The sequence below is a fragment of the Chiayiivirga flava genome (genome assembly GCF_014202825.1).
Classification (GTDB): domain Bacteria; phylum Pseudomonadota; class Gammaproteobacteria; order Xanthomonadales; family Xanthomonadaceae; genus Chiayiivirga; species Chiayiivirga flava.
Genome location: NZ_JACHHP010000001.1, coordinates 148671 through 169390, shown reverse-complemented (window position 1 = coordinate 169390; position 20720 = coordinate 148671). Strand labels below are relative to the sequence as shown.

19 protein-coding genes and 1 pseudogene are annotated in these 20720 nt (G+C 68.4%); 8 read left to right on the top strand and 12 right to left on the bottom strand.

Features of this window, described 5'->3' with window-relative positions; translation table 11 throughout:
• Window positions 1–6: 6 nt before the first annotated feature.
• Window positions 7–867: an S-formylglutathione hydrolase gene (gene fghA / locus HNQ52_RS00750; protein ID WP_281377945.1), complete on the bottom strand. Its 861-nt coding sequence runs from the start codon at window positions 865–867 to the stop codon at window positions 7–9.
• A complete protein-coding gene (locus HNQ52_RS00745) occupies window positions 864–1973 on the bottom strand; it encodes an S-(hydroxymethyl)glutathione dehydrogenase/class III alcohol dehydrogenase (RefSeq protein ID WP_183958814.1) in 1110 nt (369 codons plus the stop codon). The genes fghA and HNQ52_RS00745 overlap by 4 nt, the downstream gene beginning before the upstream one ends.
• Before the next feature lie 98 nt (window positions 1974–2071).
• Here HNQ52_RS00745 and HNQ52_RS00740 point away from each other — a divergent pair, with 98 nt between their 5' ends.
• A complete protein-coding gene (locus tag HNQ52_RS00740; RefSeq protein ID WP_183958812.1) occupies window positions 2072–2554 on the top strand; it encodes a glutathione peroxidase in 483 nt (160 codons plus the stop codon).
• Window positions 2555–2591: 37 nt separating this feature from the next.
• Here the strand turns inward: HNQ52_RS00740 and HNQ52_RS00735 are convergent, their stop codons facing one another.
• Entirely contained in the window at window positions 2592–4460 is a 1869-nt protein-coding gene (locus HNQ52_RS00735) for an ABC transporter ATP-binding protein (RefSeq protein WP_183958810.1), read from the bottom strand.
• A gap of 344 nt (window positions 4461–4804) precedes the next feature.
• Complete coding sequence (locus HNQ52_RS00730; protein ID WP_183958807.1) at window positions 4805–5269, bottom strand: TerB family tellurite resistance protein; 465 nt, start codon at window positions 5267–5269, stop codon at window positions 4805–4807.
• Window positions 5270–5474: 205 nt separating this feature from the next.
• Here HNQ52_RS00730 and HNQ52_RS00725 point away from each other — a divergent pair, with 205 nt between their 5' ends.
• Both HNQ52_RS00725 and HNQ52_RS00720 read left to right on the top strand, forming a co-directional pair.
• Window positions 5475–6989, top strand: coding sequence for a FumA C-terminus/TtdB family hydratase beta subunit (locus HNQ52_RS00725; RefSeq protein ID WP_183958805.1), 1515 nt, complete (start codon window positions 5475–5477; stop codon window positions 6987–6989).
• Window positions 6989–7390, top strand: coding sequence for a hypothetical protein (locus HNQ52_RS00720; protein ID WP_183958803.1), 402 nt, complete (start codon window positions 6989–6991; stop codon window positions 7388–7390). Before HNQ52_RS00725 ends, HNQ52_RS00720 begins: the two co-directional genes overlap by 1 nt.
• 18 nt (window positions 7391–7408) lie before the next feature.
• Here HNQ52_RS00720 and HNQ52_RS00715 read toward each other — a convergent pair whose 3' ends face one another.
• From HNQ52_RS00715 to HNQ52_RS00705, 3 genes are all read right to left on the bottom strand, one after another.
• Complete coding sequence (locus HNQ52_RS00715; RefSeq protein ID WP_183958783.1) at window positions 7409–8728, bottom strand: DUF1501 domain-containing protein; 1320 nt, start codon at window positions 8726–8728, stop codon at window positions 7409–7411.
• A gap of 10 nt (window positions 8729–8738) precedes the next feature.
• Window positions 8739–10718: a DUF1800 domain-containing protein gene (locus HNQ52_RS00710; RefSeq protein WP_183958781.1), complete on the bottom strand. Its 1980-nt coding sequence runs from the start codon at window positions 10716–10718 to the stop codon at window positions 8739–8741.
• 190 nt (window positions 10719–10908) lie between these two features.
• On the bottom strand, window positions 10909–12003 hold the full coding sequence (locus HNQ52_RS00705) for an aromatic ring-hydroxylating oxygenase subunit alpha (RefSeq protein WP_183958779.1): 1095 nt from the start codon (window positions 12001–12003) through the stop codon (window positions 10909–10911).
• Between the two features lie 111 nt (window positions 12004–12114).
• Between HNQ52_RS00705 and HNQ52_RS00700 the strand changes: the two genes are divergently transcribed.
• Window positions 12115–12993, top strand: coding sequence for an alpha/beta fold hydrolase (locus HNQ52_RS00700; protein WP_183958777.1), 879 nt, complete (start codon window positions 12115–12117; stop codon window positions 12991–12993).
• On the opposite strand, the gene HNQ52_RS00695 is transcribed toward HNQ52_RS00700, so the two are convergent.
• A complete protein-coding gene (locus tag HNQ52_RS00695; protein WP_183958775.1) occupies window positions 12981–15212 on the bottom strand; it encodes a DUF5916 domain-containing protein in 2232 nt (743 codons plus the stop codon). The genes HNQ52_RS00700 and HNQ52_RS00695 overlap by 13 nt on opposite strands.
• Before the next feature lie 146 nt (window positions 15213–15358).
• Between HNQ52_RS00695 and HNQ52_RS00690 the strand changes: the two genes are divergently transcribed.
• Window positions 15359–16219, top strand: a complete 861-nt coding sequence (locus HNQ52_RS00690) for a pirin family protein (protein WP_425486455.1) — start codon at window positions 15359–15361, stop codon at window positions 16217–16219.
• Window positions 16220–16288: 69 nt separating this feature from the next.
• Here the strand turns inward: HNQ52_RS00690 and HNQ52_RS00685 are convergent, their stop codons facing one another.
• Window positions 16289–16756, bottom strand: a complete 468-nt coding sequence (locus HNQ52_RS00685; protein ID WP_183958771.1) for an outer membrane lipoprotein — start codon at window positions 16754–16756, stop codon at window positions 16289–16291.
• A 123-nt stretch (window positions 16757–16879) separates the two neighbouring features.
• Window positions 16880–17275, bottom strand: a complete 396-nt coding sequence (locus HNQ52_RS00680) for a cytochrome c (protein WP_183958769.1) — start codon at window positions 17273–17275, stop codon at window positions 16880–16882.
• Window positions 17276–17381: 106 nt separating this feature from the next.
• Here HNQ52_RS00680 and HNQ52_RS00675 point away from each other — a divergent pair, with 106 nt between their 5' ends.
• Entirely contained in the window at window positions 17382–18182 is an 801-nt protein-coding gene (locus tag HNQ52_RS00675; protein WP_183958767.1) for a tRNA threonylcarbamoyladenosine dehydratase, read from the top strand.
• Here HNQ52_RS00675 and HNQ52_RS00670 read toward each other — a convergent pair.
• Both HNQ52_RS00670 and HNQ52_RS00665 read right to left on the bottom strand, forming a co-directional pair.
• On the bottom strand, window positions 18174–18947 hold the full coding sequence (locus HNQ52_RS00670; protein ID WP_183959920.1) for a TatD family hydrolase: 774 nt from the start codon (window positions 18945–18947) through the stop codon (window positions 18174–18176). The genes HNQ52_RS00675 and HNQ52_RS00670 overlap by 9 nt on opposite strands.
• On the bottom strand, window positions 18947–19162 hold the full coding sequence (locus HNQ52_RS00665) for a DUF6116 family protein (protein ID WP_183958765.1): 216 nt from the start codon (window positions 19160–19162) through the stop codon (window positions 18947–18949). Before HNQ52_RS00665 ends, HNQ52_RS00670 begins: the two co-directional genes overlap by 1 nt.
• 294 nt (window positions 19163–19456) lie before the next feature.
• On the opposite strand from HNQ52_RS00665, the pseudogene HNQ52_RS17335 reads away from it, so the two are divergent.
• Window positions 19457–19888: pseudogene (locus tag HNQ52_RS17335) on the top strand (glycine zipper 2TM domain-containing protein); the annotation flags it as partial.
• A 102-nt stretch (window positions 19889–19990) separates the two neighbouring features.
• Window positions 19991–20689 (top strand): glycine zipper 2TM domain-containing protein, encoded by a 699-nt coding sequence (locus HNQ52_RS00655; RefSeq protein WP_183958761.1) that lies wholly within the window; start codon window positions 19991–19993, stop codon window positions 20687–20689.
• Window positions 20690–20720 lie beyond the last annotated feature (31 nt).

Genomic DNA, 20720 nt, shown 5'->3' with positions numbered 1-20720 from the left:
CGCGCGTCAGGCCCGCTGCGGGCCGAGGAGAATGCGCGCGTGATGCCGCAGGTGCGCCTCGACGAAACTCGCGATGAAGAAATAGCCGTGGTCGTAGCCCGCGTGGCGACGCAATGTCAGCGGCTGACCGGCGGCTGCGCAGGCGGCCTCGAGTCGTTCGGGCTGCAGTTGCGACGCAAGGAATGTGTCCGCGAGGCCCTGGTCCACGAGCGGCTCGGACGCGAAACGTTTGCCGGCGCGCAGCAAGGCGCAGGCGTCGTACGTTTCCCACCCGTTGCGATCCTCGCCGAGGTAGCGGGAGAACGCCTTGTGGCCCCACGGCACCTGCGTTGGAGCGACGATGGGCGCGAACGCGGACACGGACCGGAAACGCTCGGGAGACGTCAGCGCGAGCGTCAGCGCACCGTGGCCGCCCATCGAGTGGCCGACGATGCCGGCACGGTCGACATCGGCCGCGAACGCATCCGCGACGACCTGCGGCAGTTCCTCGGCCACGTAGCTGCGCATGCGGAACCGCTGCGACCACGGCGCCTGCGTCGCATCGAGGTAGAAGCCCGCGCCTTCGCCGAACTCCCAGTCGCCGGTGGCGCCGTCCATGCCGGTGTCGCGCGGACTGGTGTCCGGCGCCACCAGCATCAGGCCCAGGTCCGCCGCCACGCGCTGCGCACCGGCCTTGATCGCGAAGGTTTCCTCGTTGCACGTGAGTCCGGCGAGGCAGAACAGCACCGGCACCGCGCCGCCGCGCGCCTGCGGCGGCCGGAACACGGAGAATTTCATTGCGCCGCGCGTGGCATCCGACGCGTGCCGGTAGTAGCCCTGCACGCCGCCGAAGCAGGCGTGCTCGGAGAGCGTTTCGATCGCCATCAGTAGACGACCACGCTGCGGATCGATTCGCCGCGGTGCATCAGATCGAACGCGTCGTTGATCTTCTCCAGCGGCATCGTGTGCGTGATCAGCGAATCGATGTCGATCTTGCCGTCCATGTACCAGTCGACGATCTTCGGCACATCGCTGCGCCCGCGCGCGCCGCCGAAGGCCGAACCGCGCCAGTTGCGCCCGGTCACGAGCTGGAACGGACGCGTGGAGATTTCCTGTCCCGCACCGGCGACGCCGATGATCACGGAGGTGCCCCAGCCCTTGTGTGCGCACTCCAGCGCCTGGCGCATCACCTTGACGTTGCCGATGCATTCGAAGGTGTAGTCGGCGCCGCCCTTGGTCAGCGAGACCAGGTAGGGCACAAGATCGCCCTCAACCTCGTTCGGATTGACGAAGTGCGTCATGCCGAACTTTTCGGCCATGGCCTTGCGGTTCGGATTGAGATCGACGCCGACGATCATGTCACAGCCGGCCAGCTTCGCGCCCTGGATCACGTTGAGCCCGATGCCGCCGAGGCCGAACACGATCACTTTCGAGCCCACCTCCACCTTGGCCGTGAAGATCACCGCACCGATCCCGGTGGTGACGCCACAGCCGATGTAGCAGATCTTGTCGAACGGCGCGTCCTCGCGCACTTTCGCGAGCGCGATTTCCGGCAGCACGGTGTAATTCGCGAAGGTCGAGGTGCCCATGTAGTGCAGCACCTTCTCGCCGCCGATCGAGAAGCGGCTCGATCCGTCCGGCATCAGGCCTTGGCCCTGGGTGCTGCGGATCGCCTGGCAGAGGTTGGTTTTCGGATTGAGGCAGTACTCGCACTCGCGGCATTCGGGCGTGTACAGCGGGATCACGTGGTCGCCCTTCTTGAGCGAGGTGACGCCCGGCCCGACATCGACCACCACGCCGGCGCCCTCGTGGCCGAGAATGGCCGGGAACAGGCCTTCCGGATCCGCGCCAGACAGCGTGAATTCGTCGGTATGGCAGACGCCGGTGGCCTTGATCTCGACCAGCACTTCGCCGGCGCGCGGGCCGTCGAGGTCGACGGTTTCGATGCTGAGCGGGGCTCCGGCCTTGCGGGCCACGGCGGCGCGTACCTTCATCGCGGATTCCTTCGGGTCATGAGCTGATGCAGTCGCAAAGTCTAGCGCAGCCGCGATTGCACTATGCTGGGCCTGGGCATCCAACCTCGGGAACGTGCATGGGCACCATCAACGACTTCAGCGCGAAGGACATCGACGGCAGGGAAGTGTCGCTCGCCGACTACCGCGGCCGCGTGCTGCTGGTGGTGAACACCGCCTCCAAGTGCGGATTCACGCCGCAGTACAAGGGCCTGGAGGAGCTGCAGCACAAGTTCCGCGACAAGGGGTTCGACGTGCTCGGCTTCCCCTGCGACCAATTCGGCCACCAGGAACCCGGCGACGAGGCCGAGATCAAGAACTTCTGCACGCTCAACTACGACGTGAGCTTTCCGCTGTTCTCCAAGATCGACGTCAACGGCCCGCACGCGCATCCGTTGTACCAGTGGCTCAAGGGCGAGAAGGCCGGCTTCCTCGGCACCGAGGCCATCAAGTGGAACTTCACCAAGTTCCTGATCGACCGCAACGGCGCGGTGGTGAAGCGTTACGCGCCGACCGAGACGCCGGCGAAGATCGAGAAGGACATCGCCGCGCTGGTCGACTGACCGGCTCCATCCGGGGGCGGCCGCGTGCCCGACCGCCTCAGCGGTAGCCTTCCGCCTGCAGGTTGAAGAGTTCCGCGTAGAGACCGTCGGCGGCCAGCAGCTCGGCGTGGCTGCCCAGTTCGATCACGCCACCGTCCTTGAGCACGAGGATGCGGTCGGCCATGCGCACGGTCGAGAAGCGGTGCGAGATCAGCACCGTGGTCTTGCCTTCGCTCAGGTCCTTGAAGCGTTCGAACACTTCGAACTCGGAACGTGCGTCGAGCGCGGCCGTGGGCTCGTCGAGGATCATCACCTGGGCGTCGCGCAGGTAGGCGCGCGCGATCGCGAGCTTCTGCCATTCGCCGCCGGACAGATCCACGCCGTTGCGGAAGCGGCGCCCCAGCGGCTGGTCGTAGCCCTGGGGCAATCTGCGGATCACCTCGTCGGCGAGGCTGCGCTCGGCGGCGCGTTCGATCGCGGCGCGGTCGTCGCGCGCGGCGATGCGGCCGACCGCGATGTTCTCGGCCGCGGTGAGGTTGTAGCGCACGAAATCCTGGAAGATCACGCCGACGGCGGCGCGCAGCTGGTCGAGGTCGTAGTCGCGCAGGTCGCGGCCGTCGAGCAGGATGCGGCCCTCGTCGGGGTCGTACAGGCGCGCGAGCAGCTTGACCAGGGTGGTTTTGCCGGCGCCGTTCTCGCCCACCAGCGCCAGCGCTTCGCCGGCGCGCAGATGGAAGCGCAGGCCGCGCACGGCCCAGCGTTCCGCGCCGGGGTAGCGGAAGCCGACATTCTCGAACACGAAGCCGTCGCGGATCGGTTCGGGGATCGGCAGCGCATCGTCGCGCGTGGCGATTTCCGGAGCGATCTCGAAGAACGAATACAGGTCGTCCAGATACAGCGCCTGGCCCGCGACCTGCGAGAAGCCGCTGAGCAGCGATTCGAGCAGTTGCCGCAGGCGACGGAACGAGCCGGCGAGGAAGGTCAGGTCGCCGATGGTGAAATCGCCGCGCACCGTGCGCCAGGCAAGGTAGCCGTACGCGGCGTAATAGCCGAGCGTGCCCACCGAGGCGAGCACGCTGCCCCACAGCGCGCGACGCCCCGCGAGCCTGCGGTTCGCGGCATAGAACTTCTCCGCCAGCTCGCGGTAGCGCTGGATCAGGAAGTCCTGCAGCGCGAAGATCTTCACTTCCTTGGCCGACTCGACGCTGGCGCCGGTCTGGCGGATGTAGTCGAGCTCGCGCCGTTCCGGCGTCCACACGTAGTTGAGCGAATAGTTCAGCGCGTTGAAGTGCGCCTCGCCGAGGAACGCGGGCAGCAGCGCCACGAGCAGCAGGGCGATCAACCACGGCGCGTAGGCGAGCAGGCCGATCGCGAAGCTGATCACGGTGACCGCGTCCTGCGCCTGGCCGAACAGCTGGCTCATCAGCTGGCTGCGGCCCATGGTCTGGCGGCGCGCGCGTTCGAGGCGGTCCTGCAGGTCGGCGTCCTCGAAGTCTTCCAGATCGAGCGTGGCCGCGTGCTGCATCAGGCGGATGCTCGCGGCATTGACGAAGAGCTCGGACAGCAGCGAATCGACCAGGGTCACGAGGCGGCCGAGAATGTCGGACACGATGGCGAGCGCGAATTCGAGCCCGACGAGCAGCAGCAGGTGGTCGAGCGTGCCGGAGGTCCAGGCGTCGCGCAGGTTCCACACCGTGCCGGCAGGCTGCGCGAGCAGCACCACCTCGTCGATGATGAGTTTGCCGACATACAGCATCAGCACCGGCAGCAGCGCGCGCAGCAGGCGCAGCGTGAGCGTGGCGAGCGTCAGTCCCGGACTCGTGTCCCACACCTGGCGCAGAAACGGACGCAGGTTGCGCAGCGCGCCGAAGCGTTCGCGCAGGCTGCGTGGGGTGGAAGCGGGACGGGCAGGCGGCGGGACGCTCATCGATGGAGCTTAGCGGAGGCCGGCGTGTGGTGGTGCATGCAAGTTGCCACGGCGTCGACAGGCCTCTCCTTCTCCCGTCGGGAGAAGGTGCCGGCAGGCGGATGAGGGAAAGGCGCTAGGTACCGCGCTGCGCAACGTCGGAGACGAGAGAAATCAACCGCTGAAGATGGAATTCAAGTGTCTGGTTCGCACTAACCGCGGTGTGCGTCCCTCCGGCTGCGTTCGGCCGGCGGTAGCCGCCTCACCCTTCTCCCAGTGGGAGAAGGATCTCACGATGGGACTGGCTGCCTCCGGACGGGAGAACGACGCCTCAATCGGCCACATGGCGTGTGTGGCGCGCCCGATCAGATGCCGCGGATGGTTTCCAGGCGGCGATCGATGTCGGCCTCGTTCAGGCCCAGCGCTGCGGCGAGTTCGGACAGCGCCTGGCGCTCGCGCGGAAATACGCGACCGTCGGCCGCGGACAGCCCGAGCAGGGTGTCGAACAGCTCGTGCACCTGGCGCGAGCCCGCGCCGTACGCCGCCACGAACCGCCGGCCTTCGACCTTGATGTCGATCTGCCGCAACCTGCCGCGCTCGAACGAGGCGTTGGCGAGTGCGCGACCCTGGGTGGGCAGGTCGAGTTCGTCCATCAGCGCGTTGACGAACTCGGCCTCGTGGCTGGTGATGATGCTGTCGGCCTTGGCCAGATAGCCGATGAGGGCGAAGGTCACCTCCACCGGCAGTTCGCGCTCGTGGTCGAGCTTGCCGAACGTGAAGAGCTCGCTCAACGCCTTGCCCATGTCTCGCAGTCTGCTCGAATCGGTCATGTCTGAGGTCCCCCGGGGCGCGAGCCGCCATCGTGCGGCACGGCCGCGGAATTGAAAAGAGGGTGTGGCGGTCCGAACTGGCTGACGACATACGGCGCGTCCACGTGTCAGGGCGCATGCGCGAACGCACGGGACTCCGTTTTCGAACATCCGCTCGGTCCGCACTTGTTACAATTTCGTGTTTTCCGCCACCCGCCGGCCGCACGTGACCACGATCCGCCAGGACGATTTCATCCAGAGCGTCGCCGACGCGCTGCAGTACATCAGCTATTACCACCCGGTCGACTACATCCGGAACCTCAGTGCCGCGTACGAGCGCGAGGAGTCCCCGGCCGCGAAGGACGCCATCGCGCAGATCCTGATCAACTCCCGCATGTGCGCCGAAGGCCATCGTCCGATCTGCCAGGACACGGGCATCGTCACCGTGTTCCTCGAGATCGGCATGGACGTGCGCTGGGACGCCACGATGGGCGTCGAGGCCATGTGCAACGAGGGCGTGCGCCGCGCCTACAACCACCCGGACAACAAGCTGCGCGCCTCGGTGCTGGCCGATCCGGCGGGCAAGCGCAGCAACACCAAGGACAACACGCCGGCCGTCGTCAACATGAAGGTGGTGCCGGGCAACACGGTGGACGTGATCGTCGCGGCCAAGGGCGGCGGCTCGGAGGCGAAGTCGAAGTTCGCGATGCTCAATCCGTCCGATTCCATCGTCGACTGGGTGCTCAAAACCGTGCCGACGATGGGCGCGGGCTGGTGCCCGCCGGGCATGCTCGGCATCGGCATCGGCGGTACCGCGGAAAAGGCGATGCTGCTCGCGAAGGAATCGCTGATGGAGCCGATCGACATCACCGATCTGATCGCGCGCGGGCCGTCGAATCGCGCGGAAGAATTGCGGCTGGAACTGTACGAGAAGGTGAACGCGCTCGGCATCGGCGCGCAGGGCCTGGGCGGCCTCACCACGGTGCTCGACATCAAGGTGAAGGACTATCCGACGCACGCGGCGAACCTGCCCGTGGCGATGATCCCGAACTGTGCCGCCACGCGCCACGCGCATTTCACGCTCGACGGCTCCGGCCCGGTGATGCTCGATCCGCCGTCGCTGGACGACTGGCCCAAGCTCACCTACGACAGCTCGAAAGGCCGCCGCGTCGATCTGGACACGATCACGCCCGAGCAGGTCGCAGGCTTCAAGCCCGGCGAAGTGCTGCTGTTGAACGGCAAGCTGCTCACCGGCCGCGACGCCGCGCACAAGCGTATGGTCGAGATGTTGAATCGTGGCGACGCGCTGCCAGTCGATTTCCGCGGCCGCTTCATTTACTACGTCGGCCCGGTCGATCCGGTGCGCGACGAAGTCGTCGGCCCCGCCGGCCCGACCACGGCCACACGCATGGACAAGTTCACCGAACAGGTGCTGGCGCAGACCGGCCTGCTCGGCATGGTCGGCAAGGCCGAGCGCGGCCCGGCCGCGATCGAGGCGATCCGCAAGCACCGCTCCGTCTACCTGATGGCCGTCGGCGGCGCCGCGTATCTCGTGTCGAAGGCGATCAAGGCCGCGAAGGTGGTCGGCTTTGCCGACCTCGGCATGGAGGCGATCTACGAGTTCGAAGTGCAGGACATGCCGGTTACCGTCGCGGTGGATTCCAGCGGCGAATCGGTGCACCAGACCGGCCCGAAGCTCTGGCAGTCGCGCATCGGCAAGATTCCCGTGGTGATCGCCTGATGCCGCTCGAACGGACGGTGCAGGGCGACGGCTTCGTCCTGCGCTTTTCCTGGCACGGCGATCACCTGCGCGCGCAGGTCGACGGCGAACACGACACGTACGAGATCTCGCTCGCCTACTGGATGCTCGTGGCGCAGGAGTGCGCTCGCCGCCAGGCGACCCGCGTGCTGGTGGTGGAAAACATCGCGCAGCAGGGCGACGACGTCGACCTGCCCAAGCTCATCGACGCGATCATCGCGCTTGGATTTCGCGACATCCGGGTGGCGTTCGTCGACCTCGTGGAAGCGCACATGAAGGCGATGGAACACGGGGAGATCCTCGCGCGCGAGCGCCACATCACCGGTCGCGTGTTCGCCCACGAACACGATGCCGTGCGCTGGCTGCGGCACGGCATCGAGTGACCCCGCCGCCGCGCGATCTCAGGCGAACGCCATCGGACTGTAGGTGAAGGGCGCCTCGGGGTCGTCGAAGATGGCCTCGGCAGCATCGTTGCCCATCAGTCTGTCGACAACGGTCGCGAGGACCTGGCGGAAGTCCGTCGTCGGCCGCACCGCGTCGCCGACGAGCGACGCCAGGCCGGGGAACTCGCCGTACATGCCGCCGTTGACGCCGCCGCCGATGACGAACATCGGATTGCCCAGACCGTGGTCCGTGCCCTGCGACTCGTTTTCCGTCACCTGGCGACCGAATTCGCTCTGGATCACGATGCCCACGCGATTGGCGAAGTTGCTGCCGGCAAGATCCTTGTAGAACGCCGTCACCGCGTTGCTCAGGTCGCGCACATTGTTGTAGTAGCCGCCGAACTCGAACACGCCCTGGTTGTTGTGGGTGTCCCAGCCGCCGACGTCGAGCGTGGCCACGCTCAGGCCGATGTTGCGCCGCATGAGGGTGGCGATGAGGCGCAGGCTGCGGCCGATGCCGGTGTCCGGGTAGGTCACGCCGCCGCCCGGCACGTAGGCGTTGAAATCGATGCCGCTGACCAGGTCGACCGCGCCGACGGCCGCGGTGGCGGCGACGTCGAGATCGCTGCCGCCGGTGTACATCGAACGCAGCGCTTCGAGGTGGGTGCGGGCGAAGGTGGTATCGCTCGTGTCCGGATGGAAGCTGCCGGTGGTGCTCAGCGTCACCGCGTCGCTCCAGCCCTGCAGGCTCTGCGGCGGCGAACCGCCGGCGGCGATGGCGTTGAAGATGGCGCTGTCGACGAGGTCGGGCGTGGTGGCCATGTGCCGCGCGAGCCAGCCGGTGATGCTGGACTGCACGCCGGGCGTGCCGAGTTCGATCTGTTCCTGCGCGTCGAAATGGCTGCGTGTCTGCGTGGCGGGCGACAGATGGCCGCAGCCATGCACGATCGCGAGCCGGTCCATGTCCCACAATTCCTTGAAGCCGGTCATCGCCGGGTGCAGGCCGAAGAGTCCGCCCGGCAGCGCGATCGGGCGGCGGGCGGCGTTGCCGTCGCTCGCATCCATGCGCGTGCTGTTGCGCTTGGTGCGGTAGATCTGCGCATCGGCGCCGGAACCGATCGGCACCACGCAGCTCAGCCCGTCCATCGCGCCGCGCAGGAAGATGTAGACCAGGGTCCTGGCCGAGGTGGCCGACTGCGCCGCCAGCTGCGGCGCGAAGCCGATCGAGACCGCGCCCGCGCCGAGGGCGGCGCCCGAGCCGCGCAGGAAGTTGCGCCGGCTGATGGAACCGCACATCGCGTCGAGGCGGCAGGTGTCGCTGGATGCCTTGCTGTTCATTCTCGGGTCCTCAACGCTGCGCGAAGTTCGGCGACCACAGGATCAACGCGACCAGACCGCGTGTACGGCGGTTCCAGTCCTCGAAATCCTGGTTGACGCGGAATTTGTCGCGCGGGATGGGATCCGAGTCCTCGGTCCAGAGGTTGCGATCGCGCTGCGGGAAGCCGGACTGGATGAAGAACCGCAGTGCCTGCTTGCCGATCGCGGTGGGCGCCGCGGACCACGGCGTGCCGACCGGACCGGTCCAGCCGCCGTCGGGCGTGTAGCCGAGCAGCCAGTTGCACCAGAACTCGACCACCTGGCGTGCAGTCGGGTCGCCCTGGATGTTCTCGAGCGTGATGTCGACGATGCGCATCACCCGTTTGCTGTCGTCCATCGCATCGCGATCGGTCAGCCAGTCGATGGTGCGCCAGCCCTGCACCATCGTGTTCGAACCCTGCCAGTGCTCGCGGTGGTCGGGATAACCGTCCGGTGGCCGCCAGTTGAACAGGCGCTGGCCGGTCGAGGCGAAGGTGTTGATGAAATCGTTGCTGGTGTTGGTGGGATCGTCTTCGCGGAACGTATGGTTGCAGCCGCCGGCGCGCATCGCGGCCACCACCAGCTCCAGCGGTCGCCGGATCTTGCTGCCCCACAGCGCCGGATCCTTGAATTCGGGCGACAGCACGATGGTGCGGATCGTCCGCGAAATCTGCTGACTCGACAGACGATTCGCGTAGAACGTGTTCGCCGCGGCCGTCACCACGCTTTCCGGCGGATCGTCGGCGATCAGCCGCTGGCAGAGCTTGCGTGCGATGTGGCGCGCGGTGGCCGGATGGTAGGCCATCAGCTTGAGCGCGATGCGGCCGTCCTGCTCGGCCGGCAGATCGGCGGTGTGCGTGAGCAGGCCGCGGCCGAGCACCGATTTCTGCCCGCCGGTGTGGTCGGCATCGTCGGTGTAGAACGCGGCGGTGTCGCAGCTCGTGCCCGTCTCCGAGCGCCGGTAACGCCAGCCGGTCAGCGCCTTGGCGGCCTCGTAGACGTCGTTGTCGACGTAGTACGCCGCGATCGATCGGCTCGGGCTCGACAGCGCGAGGCCGCCGGCGAGCGACGGATCGTCCAGCTCGTCGTCGCCGAGCACGGTGTAGGGATTGGTCTCCAGCGCGTCGACGCCCAGCGGCTCGGCGAGGCCACGGTAGTTCTCGGCGCCGAGCGTGTGCAGCTCCATCACCTCGCGTGCGTAGTTTTCGTTGAAGCGCACGTCGCTGCGGTAGTTGTCGAGGTAACGCAGCATCGTGACGTGCGTCGCGGTGGCGTACAGGAAGTTGTAGAAGTTGCCGTACGCGTAGCGGCGGATCACGTCGCGATCCCAGGAATGCCAGCTTGCGTAGGTGTGGTTGCTCAGCGGCGCGTAGACGTTGAAGTGGTTGTGCCAGAAATCGACGGTGAGTTCGTAGAGCTGGCGTCGGCTGTAGACGGCACGCGTGAGCGCGAGTTTTTCGACCTCGCGGTACGGCCGGACGTATTCGTCGAAACTGCGGCAGGCACGCTGCGAAAAGACCGTGGCAAGGCTCTGGCGCGACACCGCGAACGAGCCGGGATACGCGGCCAGACGCGCCTCCAGGTCGGAATCGTCGATGAGACTCGGCGCGAGCTGCTCGGTGACGTAGGCCTCCAGGCGCTCGTCGTCGGTGCCGCCGAGGCTGTTGAAGTAGCCGATGTCGTCGGAGCCGAGTTCGCCCTGGCTCTCGAAATCGCTGTTGAAGACGTCGTCCGGGCCGGATGGCAGTGCAGCGGCCTTCAACTTGCGCCGCGCGGGCCCGAAGCCGAGACGGTGCAGGGCACGCACGGCCAGCGGCGGCACGGGCTCGGCGAGACCCTTCGTCGCTGCGGCGATGGCATGCGACAGCGCATTGCGGCCGGGCTGCGCGCCGACCGGGACGACCGAGCCCAGCGCCGCGGCGCCAAGCCCCGTAACGATGGCGCGACGCGCGCCCGACAGCTCCGATACCATGGATCGATCCCCGAAAACGTGAAAACAAACGATGCCGCCCCTAGCGCGATGGTAGCGACTGACGCAAGAGGGTGCACGCGTTTTCTGACAATTTGTTGCGATTGACGTGACGGCGCGCCGGGCAGATTGCACTGTCCGCATCGGCCCGGTCAGGGAAGCGGGCCGCATCGACGCCGTCGTGCCGTTGCCCTCAGCGCGTGAGGCGGACGCCTGCGCCGCGCTCGCGCCAGACCGAACGCAACAGTTCGTGGAAGTGGAACACGGCGTTTTCGCGTTTCGGATTGAGCCGGCCGGGCACGTAGCCGCCGGACGCGAGACCGCGCTGCACGGCGGCGCAGATCGCGCCGTCCTCGTGCTGGACCTCGTCGCTGAACTCGCGATCGCGGGTCCGTGCCTGGATGTCGTCGCCCGCGTCGCCGGCGTAGCTGTAGTCGAAATCGATGCGGCAGCGGTCGATGCCGAGCGGCACCACGCGATTGGTCTGCAGGCGGCCGGGCAGGATATTGAGCATGGTGTTCGGCCAGAGAAACACGTAGAGCGCCTCGCCGGCCGTGTAGATGCCGCCGCTGTCCGCCAGCGGGCTGTACTGCAGCGAATGCCGCGCGCCGGTTTCCACCACGTAGCTGCGGTAGTCGAGCAGCCGGTTGAGGCCGGGATGCACGTGCGGCAGGTGGTAGCCCTCGAGGTAGTTGTCGATGTACACCTTCCAGTTGCACTGCGCCTCGTACGGCACGCGGCGGTCGAACGCGTAGTGCTCGAATCCGCGCTCGCCGAGGCGCGCGTCGACCTGCGCGATCAGCGTTGCGAAGTCCTCGACCGGGTCGAGCGACACGAACACCAGGCCGCGCCAGACCACCAGCGGCACCGACGGCAAGCGCACCACGGCCGGATCGAAATCCGCCGCGCCGCCCATTTCGGTGGCGCTGCGCAGGCGTCCGTCGAGGCCGTAGGTCCAGCCGTGGTAGCGGCAGCGCAACGAGCGCGCACCGCGGCCGTCGCATTCGGCCAGCGGCCCGGCGCGATGGCGGCAGACGTTGTGCAGGGCGCGCAGTTCGCCGTCGTCGCCACGCACCACGAGCAGCGGCACGCCGGCGATGTCGGTCACCACGTGATCGCCGCTGGCGGCGACCTGCGATACGTGCGCGACGAGCTGCCAGCTGCGCGAGAACAGTTCGGCCTGCTCGAACGCGAGCGCCTCGGGGGCGGTGTAGAACGGCGCCGCGAGCGCGGTGGCGCGTTCGAGCGTCTGCGGCGCAAGGGTGGCGGGGTCGGGAAGCACGGACATGCGGAGGACGGCTGGCGCTGGCGGGCAGTGGGGCGGTTCGCGCTATCGTGGAAGTTGCGGTGCGCCGGATGCAAGCGCGCGGTCGCTTTCCCTCAATCGAGCGGATCCAACGTGCAACGCAAGACACTGCGTGTGACCTCCAACGACGGCGCCAGCGCGGCGCTGGAGCTGTTCCTGCCGCCCATGGCGCCGGACCGGGCCCTGTTGTGGCTGCCGGCGCTCGGCGTGGGCATCGGTCCGAACGTGCGTTTCGCGCAGTCGCTCGCGGCGGCGGGTGTCACCGTGGCGGTGCTCGAATGGCGTGGGCTCGGCAGCAGCGACCGCCGCGCGTCCCGCCGTTCCGATTGGGGCTATCGCGAGCTGCTCGACGACGACATTCCCGCCGCCGCGCGCCTGGCGGGCGCGCAATTGCCGGACGCGGCATGGTGCATCGGCGGGCACAGCCTCGGCGGGCAGCTGGCGCTGCTCCACGCCGCCCGCAACGCGCGCGACTGGTCGGACTGCGTGCTGGTGGGCAGCGGGCATCCGCACTGGCGCACCTTCCGTGGCTGGCGCGGTCATGCACTGCGCCTGCTGCTGCACGCGATCGCGCCGACCACGGCCCTGTGGGGCCACTTTCCGGGCCACCACCTGCGCTTTGCCGGGCGCGAAGCCCGCCGGCTGATGCGCGACTGGGCGCGGACGGCACGCACCGGCAGCTACCGTGTCGCCCCGTTCGACGCCACCCTGGACGCGGATCTGCGCGCCTGGACGGGCGCCGTCCTCGGCGTGCGTCTCGCCGACGACCGGCTGGCCCCGGCCGCCTCGCTCGATCACCTGCGGGCGCTGGCCCCGCACTCGGACTGGACCGTGCGCACATTGACGTCGGCGCAGTTCGCGCACCGGCGGGCCGATCACTTCGGCTGGTTGCGCGAGCCCGGCGCCGTGGTCGACACCGTGCGTGCGTGGCTCGACACGCGCGCGGCCGTCCATCGCACTCAGAAGCGATAGCGCAGCTTGGCCAGGAACTGGTCCGCGTCGCGCAGCGTGAGTGCCTCGTCGAACAGGTCGCGTGCGCCCGGAATGTCGTCCTCGTGGCGCGACACGCCGCCGCGCGAATAGACGAGGAACAGCTCGGACTGCACCGCGACCTCGTAGCGGTAGCGCAGCTGCAGGCCGAAGTTGTTGAGCGAGAAATCCTCGCTCGGTGCCCCGGTCGGGCGCATGGCGCCGCTGCCGTCGAGCACGTAACGGCGGCCATCGTGCGCGCGGATCGCGAGCCACTGCGTCTTCACGCGCAGCTCGTGCCGCTGCGCGGGAAACCAGTTGAGATTGATCTCCGCCTCCAGGGCACGCCGACGGAAGCGGTCGAAGCGGTTGGCCTCGTCCCAGATCAGCCAGTCGCGGCTCCACAGCGGACCGCCGCCGAATTCCAGGTTCAGCGCATCGCTGACGAACCAGTTGGCGGTGAAGATCAGCTGCAGCGCCGGATCCGACAGCCCTTCCTCGAAATACACGAACTCCGATTCGGTTTGCCAGCCGCCGCGCACCGGGCTGCGCCAGTCGCCGTAGAGCACGTTGCGCGCCGGCCGCCGCCAGTGGCCGTTGCCGCGCGAAATCAGATCGTCGATACCGTCGGTCTCGAACGCGCCCTCGAGCTGCGCGAACGCGCCGGACCCGAACTCCGCCGTGTGGGTGAGCACCAGCACGGTCGGCAGGCGATCGCCACTGTCGTTGCTGCGCGCCTGCAGCTCGGCGCGCCATCGCCGGCTTCGCACCCGCGCGTCGGGATCGTCGACGTTGCGGCGCAACTCGCCGGTGATTTCCAGTTCGTTGAGTCCGGCGCGGCGCTGGAAGCCCAGATCGCTGAAATCGAGCTCGCGCGCAAAATGCGTGGCCTCCACTTCGTAAGTCTGCAGCGGGGTCGGCAGCCAGAACGCACGCACCCACGCGCCGTCGCCGTGGCGCTCGCTGCCGGCCTGATCGATGGTGCTCGCGAGCGCCTGCGCATTGACCACCCACGCCGGGCTCGGCCGCCAGCTCAGATCGACGGTCTGCACATCGGCGTCGCGATCGAGCAGGGGACGGTCGGCCCAGGTGCCCAGATAACCGACGCTCAGACTGTCGTCGACCGGCAGCAGTAGGCGCTGTGCCGCGAACGTGCGGCCGTTCTCGGACCCCACATCCGATTCCTGCGCCGCGAGCACGCCGTAGCCGAGCCGGCCGACGGCGCCATTGAGCTTCACCGCCGCGTCGATGTCGGCTGCAAGCCCGGACCCGTCGTCGCGCGGGCCGCCGATGCGGCGGGTGTAGACCAGTTGGCCCGAATCGGGCGTGGTCACATCGAACATGCCCTGGTTTTCGGTGAAGAACGGGCGCTTGTCGGAATAGTAGGTCTCGATCGCGTCGAAATTGATGACCAGTTCGTCGGCCTCGACCTGACCGAAGTCCGGATTCAGCGCCGCGCTCAGCTGGAAGCCGGCAGACGGCTTCCAGAACACGTCCACGCCGCTGCGCACATCGTTGCGGTTGCGTACGAAATCCTGCTGCGCGGTCACGTAGGGAAAGACATCGAGCGTGGATTGACGGAACTGCGGGATTTCGATCGGGTGGAAGTCCGAGACGAACCGTCCGCGCTCGAACGTGGCGGCCGGAAACGCCTGGCGCTCGTCCGTGGCGCCGATCACCCGGTCGAAATACACCGCCACGCGACGCGATCCGGCGCTGCCGTCGCGCATCGCCGCCACCGACCACGGGATCAGCATCTCCACCCGCCACGCGTCTGCGTCCTCCTCCACAGCCTGCAGCCAGTCGGGATTCCAGTCGGGGTTGAATGCGTTCTCGCCGGTGATCGAATCGTCCTGGATCGATCCGGACAGCAGCACGGCGAAGTCGTAGGCCTGGCGGCCGTCGCCGTCGAAATCGATCATGAAGTTGACCCGGTCCGCGGTGCGGCGCTGGTCGCGCTCCACGCGCGGGCGCAGGCGCGGCACTGTGGCGGGATGCTCGCATTCGAACGCCACGGCGATGCCCTCGGGCGTGGACAGCAGCCAGGCCGTGGTCCGGAGCGCGGGTGCGTCGAGCGTGTAGGGCGCGGTGACGCGGAAATCGTCGAAACGTTGCGCAGCCCGCCATTCGGGCTCGTCGCGCCGTCCGTCGACCACGATGGCGGCGACGGCGGGCGATGCGATACAGCACAGCGCCAGCACGGCGCAGACACGAAACGGCATGATCTTCCCGATCCCAGCGCAGCGTCCGAGCCGCACGCCTTGTCGTTCTTGTTGTAGGGCCCCGTTTCCCGGCAGCGTCTTCTGGTCGCGCGGCGCGGGCAGCACGTATGATCCAGACTTTTCCGGAGACGGCAAGCATGGCCCCGATCAACGTGCGGATTCGCGGACGAGTGCACGATCTCGGAGGGTTCACCGTGCGCCGCGTGCTGCCGTCGGCGGAACGGCGCCAGGTGGGCCCGTTCGTCTTCCTCGATCACATCGGACCGGCCCGGTTCGCGCCGGGCGAGGGCCTGGACGTGCGTCCGCATCCGCACATCGGCCTCGCGACGGTCACGTATCTTTTCGAAGGCGCGCTGATGCACCGCGACAGCGTCGGCAGCGAGCAGGTGATCCGGCCCGGCGACGTCAACTGGATGACGGCCGGTCGCGGCATCGTGCATTCGGAGCGCACGCCGTCGCCCGAGCGCGAGGACGGGCATGCGATGCACGGGCTGCAGTTCTGGGTCGGATTGCCGCAGCGCGACGAAGAAGTCGAACCCTCCTTCGTCCATCATCCGGCCGCCGCGCTTCCCGAGTGGGACGAAGGCGGCGTGCGCCTGCGGCTGATCGCGGGCCGCGCGTTCGGCAGGCAGGCGCCGACGCGGGTGCTGAGCCCGCTGTTTTTCCTCGATGCCCGCTTGCCGGCCGGCGCCAGCCTCGCCCTGCCGGCCGACTACTCCGAGCGCGCGATGGTGGTGCTGTCCGGCGACGTGCGTATCGGCGAGGAGACGGTGGAGCCCGGCGAAACCGTCGTGTTCGAGGCTGCCGCACCGATCGTGCTCGACAGCGCGGGCGGCGCGCGGGTGGGGCTGTTCGGCGGCGAGCCGCTGGACGGGCCGCGGCGCATGTGGTGGAACTTCGTGTCCAGTTCGCCCGAACGCATCGAGCGCGCGAAGGACGACTGGCGTGCGCAACGCTTGGGCCAGGTCCCGGGAGAAAGCGAGTTCATTCCGCTGCCTGAGCAGTGACGCCGCGCCGCAACGGAAAACGGCCGCACCGGGCGGCCGTTTTCCTGCGTGGCAACGCGTGTGGGTCCGTCAGAGCAGGCGCGCGCGTCCGCCGCTGACTTTGACGTACGAACCCTCGCGGATGCCGTTGAGGTCGCGCTGGTCGACCACGATGCGACGACCGTCGTCCATGCGCACGAACAGCTCGTACATGGCCGCAGCGTTGTTGTTTTTCTCGATCGCATTGCCGGCCACGCCGCCGGCGATCGCGCCGGCCACCGTTGCGGCCTTGCGTCCGCTGCCGCCGCCGACCTGATTGCCGAGCACGCCGCCGACGATGCCGCCGAGAATCGCGCCACCGCCCGACGAGGTGCGTTCGCCGTAGGTGCGATCGATGCGCTCGACCGTGCCGCAGTCGTAACACCGGGCATACCCGTCATAGCGGCCGCTGTTGTAGCCGCGCTCCGGATACGAGGAGCGCGAATAACCGCCGCCGCTGGCACACGCGGTCAGCAGCAGCGCGAGAAAGGAAACGAAAAGGAATCGGGTCGTAGTCATGGCTGTCCTCCGCACGGATTAGGATTTCCGCTTGGGTGCGACCATAGGCCGGGGGCACTGAACGCGGGCCGAGTCCGCCGCGCACGTTCAGGCGGCGGTCACGCGGTCGGCAACATTGGGCCCTCAGCGGAAGTCGTCGTGACAGGCCTTGCAGGCGCCGCCGATGCCCTGCATCGCGCCGGCCAGCGTGTCGCAATCGCCCGGCGCACGCGCCAGCGCATCGTCGATGGCGGACGACAGCGCCGCCGAATGGCGGCGGAACAACACGTCGTCGCCGACCGGCAGGAAAGCTGCATCGGTTTCGCCGGCGACCGCCTGCATCAGGCGCAGCCGCCGCGCGATCTCCGGCGCCTCGCAGCGACCGGCCTCGCGCATCGAACGTAGCGCGCCGGTCTGGCGTCCGAGCACGGTCATGACCGCGTCGTTGTACGGCGTGCCTTGGCGCAGCGCGCCGATCGCCACCACGGCGCCGACGACGCCCATGAACAATCCGATCAACAACATCGCAAGCCAACGCATCTGCCCGATCCTCCGTGTGATGGATGGGACTGTCGGGCACCGCGCGGCGTGCGTCAATCGGGCTGCGGGCGCCGTATCATGGGCGGCCCGCCGCTCCGAGACCCGCATGACCGTCGCCGCTGCCGTGTCCGACCGCTTCGGCGGCATCGATCGCCTTTACGGACGCGGCGCGCTCGAGCGCCTGCAGGCGCGGCACATCTGCGTGATCGGCATCGGCGGTGTCGGATCGTGGGCGGCGGAAGCGCTGGCGCGCAGCGGCGTCGGCACGCTGACTCTCATCGATGCCGACGACATTTGCGTGAGCAATACCAACCGCCAGGTGCACGCGCTGGACGGGCAGTACGGCCAGCGCAAGGTCGATGCGACCGCTGCGCGCCTGCGCGCGATCAATCCGTCGATCCGGGTCGACACCATCGCGAAGTTCCTGACCCGCGACAACCTCGTCGAGCTGCTGTCGCGCGATCACGATGCCGTGCTGGACGCCTGCGACAGCCTGCGTACCAAGATCGAAACCGTGGCGTTCTGCCGGCGGCGCAAGCTGCCGCTGGTGGTGGTCGGTGCCGCCGGCGGCCGCACCGATCCGACCCGGCTGCAGGTGCGCGACCTGTCACGCACCGAACACGATGCGATGCTTGCCCTGATCCGCAAGCGGCTGCGCGCGGAGCACGCGTTTCCGCGCAACCCGGACCGCTACTTCGGCGTGCCTGCGGTGTACTCGCTCGAGAACGTCAAGTACCCGCAGGCCGACGGCAGCGTCTGCGGCGTGCGGCCACAGATCGGGCCCGATGCCGCACTGAAGCTCGACTGCGGAGCAGGGCTGGGCGCCGCCGCGCACGTCACCGGCGCGTTCGCGTTCGCGGCCGTCGGAAAGATCCTCGAACTGCTGCTGCGGCCGGCCTCACGCTGACACGCGGATGCCGAACAGGCGTTCGGCGTTGGCCGTGGTGACGCGGGCGATGGCCTCGCGCGACTCGCCGCGCAGCGTGGCGATGCAGTCGAGCACCTCGGTCAGGTGGGCAGGCTCGTTGCGCTGGCCGCGGCGGGTCGCATTCGGCTGATCCGGGCTGTCGGTTTCCAGCAGCAGGAACTCGAGCGGCATGTGCCGCACCACATGGCGGATGCGGCGTGCGCGTTCGTACGTCACCGGCCCGCCGATCCCGATGCAGAATCCCAAGCCGAACAGCTGCTCGGCCTGTTCCATGCTGCCGGCGAAGCTGTGCACCACGCCCCGCAGGCCGCCGATGCGGCGCAACGCGAGGATCACATCCTCGAAGGCGCGCCGCGCGTGCACGATCAGCGGCAGGCCGGCCTCTTTCGCAATCTCGCACTGCGCCAGGAAGTAGCGCTGCTGCAGCTCGAAGCGGGGATCGTCGATGTAGCGGTCCAGCCCGCACTCGCCGACCGCGCACGGCGACTCGCGCGCGATCCAGTCGCGCAGCAGGTCGATGTGTCCGGGGGCGTGGTGATCGAGGAAGGTCGGATGCAGGCCGTACGCGGCGTGCAGCGATGCCTCGACACTGCACACCTCGCGCAGCGCCGGCCAGGTGTCCGCCATGATCCCCGGCACGATCTGCGCGTGCACGCCGGCGGCCCGGGCGCGCCGCAGGACATCGGCGCGGTCGGCGTCGAACGCGTCGACATCGACATGGCTGTGGCTGTCGACCAGCGCGATCAAGGCGTGCGCGGTTCCGTCGACGCGGGTTTGCGCCGGTTCTTCCAGCTGCCGAACAGCAGCGTCACCAGCGCGAGCATCAGCTCGTCGATGAACGGCACGAGGTCCGGCACCACGACATCGACTGCGAACAGTGCGGCGGCGATCGCGAACAGCTGCGGATGGCGCAGACGGCCGAGCCAGGCGAGAACGGGAGCAAGCAGCGGATTCGTCATGTCGGTTCCCTGAAAAGTGCAACCCGGCGGGCAGAATCGGACGGACTGGCTCGGACGTGATCGGTCTGTTCCTGGCCTGAATCAAGTCCGCCCTGGATCAAACCTGTGTTGGATCGGGCCTCTCCTGGATCGATCCTGCTTCCAAGCAAGCCTGCTTCGAGCACGGTGAAGCAACACCGTCGACGGTGCAAGCCCGACAGATCGGACAGGGCGGGTGATGCGCGGGTTCGCCGCCGTTCATTTCCGGCGGCCCGGATCGCCGCGCGGTTCAGGTTCCGGCTGCTGTACTCGGTGATGTCCGGATCGGACGCCCCAGACAAGAAGAAGGAGACGACCATGAATCGTTACGTCATCACTGCCGCCGCCGCGCTGCTCGTCGCCGGCACCGCGCACGCGGGCCAGGCTCCCCGGGCCGAGCGCGACGCACCGTCCGCGCAGACATCGCCGCTGACCGTGGCCGGCAGCGAGCGCAGCCGCCGCGTGGTGGCGCGCGAAGTGTGCGAGGACGTCGAAGTCACCGAACGCCGTGAACGCGATGGCAATGTCGGCGGCACCGTCGCCGGGGCCGTGATCGGCGGCCTGCTCGGCAACCAGGTCGGCAGCGGCAGCGGCAGGAAGGCCGCCACCGTGGCGGGTGCCGTCGCGGGCGGTGTGGCCGGCAACCGGATCGACCGCAACCACGACGGTGGCAAGCGCCGCACCCACGTCGAGCGCGAATGCCGCACGGTGTACGAAGAGCCGCGTTACCGCTGAGGCGGGCCACTCTCCCGCGCAGGCGCCGGCATGCGGCCCGCGCCTCGCTTTGTGACGGAATTGCTGGAGGTTTATATGAATCGTTACGCGATGATCGGCGCCGGTGCGGTGCTTGTCGCCGGAGCCGCTGCGGCCGCCTACACCACCGCCCGCGGCGACTATGCCGAGGTGGTGCGCGCTGAGCCCATCGTGCAACCGCAGATGGTGCATGCGCAGGTGTTGTCGGCCGAGCCGGTCCGCGGCGTGTCTTCGGTGCCGCGCGAGGTGTGCAGCGACCGTGTGGTGCAGGAGCGTTTGCCCGAGCGCGATGGCAACGTCGGCGGCACCGTCGCCGGTGCGGTGATCGGCGGCCTGCTGGGCAACCAGGTCGGCGGTGGCGACGGCCGCAAGCTCGCGACGGTCGCCGGCGCGGTTGCAGGCGGGTATGCGGGTCGCGAAGTCGACCGTCGCCATGTCGGCGGGCGGGTGGTGAACCGGGCGCAGCGCGATTGCCAGACCATCAACGAGGCCAAGGAGGGCATCGTCGGCTACAAGGTCGATTACCGCACCGACGATGGCGAGCGTGGCCAGACCCAGGTCGACAGCGAACCCGGCGACACGATCGCACTGGGCGAGCGCGACACGGTGGTGGGCTACGACGTGACCTATCGCTACAACGGGGTCGAGCGCTCCGTGCGCATGGCCGAGGAGCCCGGCGACCGGCTGCCGGTGGTCGACGGTGCCGTGGTCGTGGCCACCGATCGTGTCGTGCAGGACGCGCCGCAGCGTCGATAGCCGCACGGGAAACGTTTCCACATCTCGGCGG

What these genes read in the sequence shown, in the direction of transcription:
- HNQ52_RS00685 (WP_183958771.1), bottom strand. Translation starts at nt 16,756, where the DNA reads ATGACTACGACCCGATTCCTTTTCGTTTCCTTTCTCGCGCTGCTGCTG.
- HNQ52_RS00705 (WP_183958779.1), bottom strand. Translation starts at nt 12,003, where the DNA reads ATGTCCGTGCTTCCCGACCCCGCCACCCTTGCGCCGCAGACGCTCGAA.
- HNQ52_RS00710 (WP_183958781.1), bottom strand. Translation starts at nt 10,718, where the DNA reads ATGGTATCGGAGCTGTCGGGCGCGCGTCGCGCCATCGTTACGGGGCTT.
- HNQ52_RS00680 (WP_183958769.1), bottom strand. Translation starts at nt 17,275, where the DNA reads ATGCGTTGGCTTGCGATGTTGTTGATCGGATTGTTCATGGGCGTCGTC.
- HNQ52_RS00655 (WP_183958761.1), top strand. Translation starts at nt 19,991, where the DNA reads ATGAATCGTTACGCGATGATCGGCGCCGGTGCGGTGCTTGTCGCCGGA.
- HNQ52_RS00720 (WP_183958803.1), top strand. Translation starts at nt 6,989, where the DNA reads ATGCCGCTCGAACGGACGGTGCAGGGCGACGGCTTCGTCCTGCGCTTT.
- HNQ52_RS00715 (WP_183958783.1), bottom strand. Translation starts at nt 8,728, where the DNA reads ATGAACAGCAAGGCATCCAGCGACACCTGCCGCCTCGACGCGATGTGC.
- HNQ52_RS00730 (WP_183958807.1), bottom strand. Translation starts at nt 5,269, where the DNA reads ATGACCGATTCGAGCAGACTGCGAGACATGGGCAAGGCGTTGAGCGAG.
- HNQ52_RS00740 (WP_183958812.1), top strand. Translation starts at nt 2,072, where the DNA reads ATGGGCACCATCAACGACTTCAGCGCGAAGGACATCGACGGCAGGGAA.
- HNQ52_RS00695 (WP_183958775.1), bottom strand. Translation starts at nt 15,212, where the DNA reads ATGCCGTTTCGTGTCTGCGCCGTGCTGGCGCTGTGCTGTATCGCATCG.
- HNQ52_RS00675 (WP_183958767.1), top strand. Translation starts at nt 17,382, where the DNA reads ATGACCGTCGCCGCTGCCGTGTCCGACCGCTTCGGCGGCATCGATCGC.
- HNQ52_RS00745 (WP_183958814.1), bottom strand. Translation starts at nt 1,973, where the DNA reads ATGAAGGTACGCGCCGCCGTGGCCCGCAAGGCCGGAGCCCCGCTCAGC.
- HNQ52_RS00735 (WP_183958810.1), bottom strand. Translation starts at nt 4,460, where the DNA reads ATGAGCGTCCCGCCGCCTGCCCGTCCCGCTTCCACCCCACGCAGCCTG.
- HNQ52_RS00665 (WP_183958765.1), bottom strand. Translation starts at nt 19,162, where the DNA reads ATGACGAATCCGCTGCTTGCTCCCGTTCTCGCCTGGCTCGGCCGTCTG.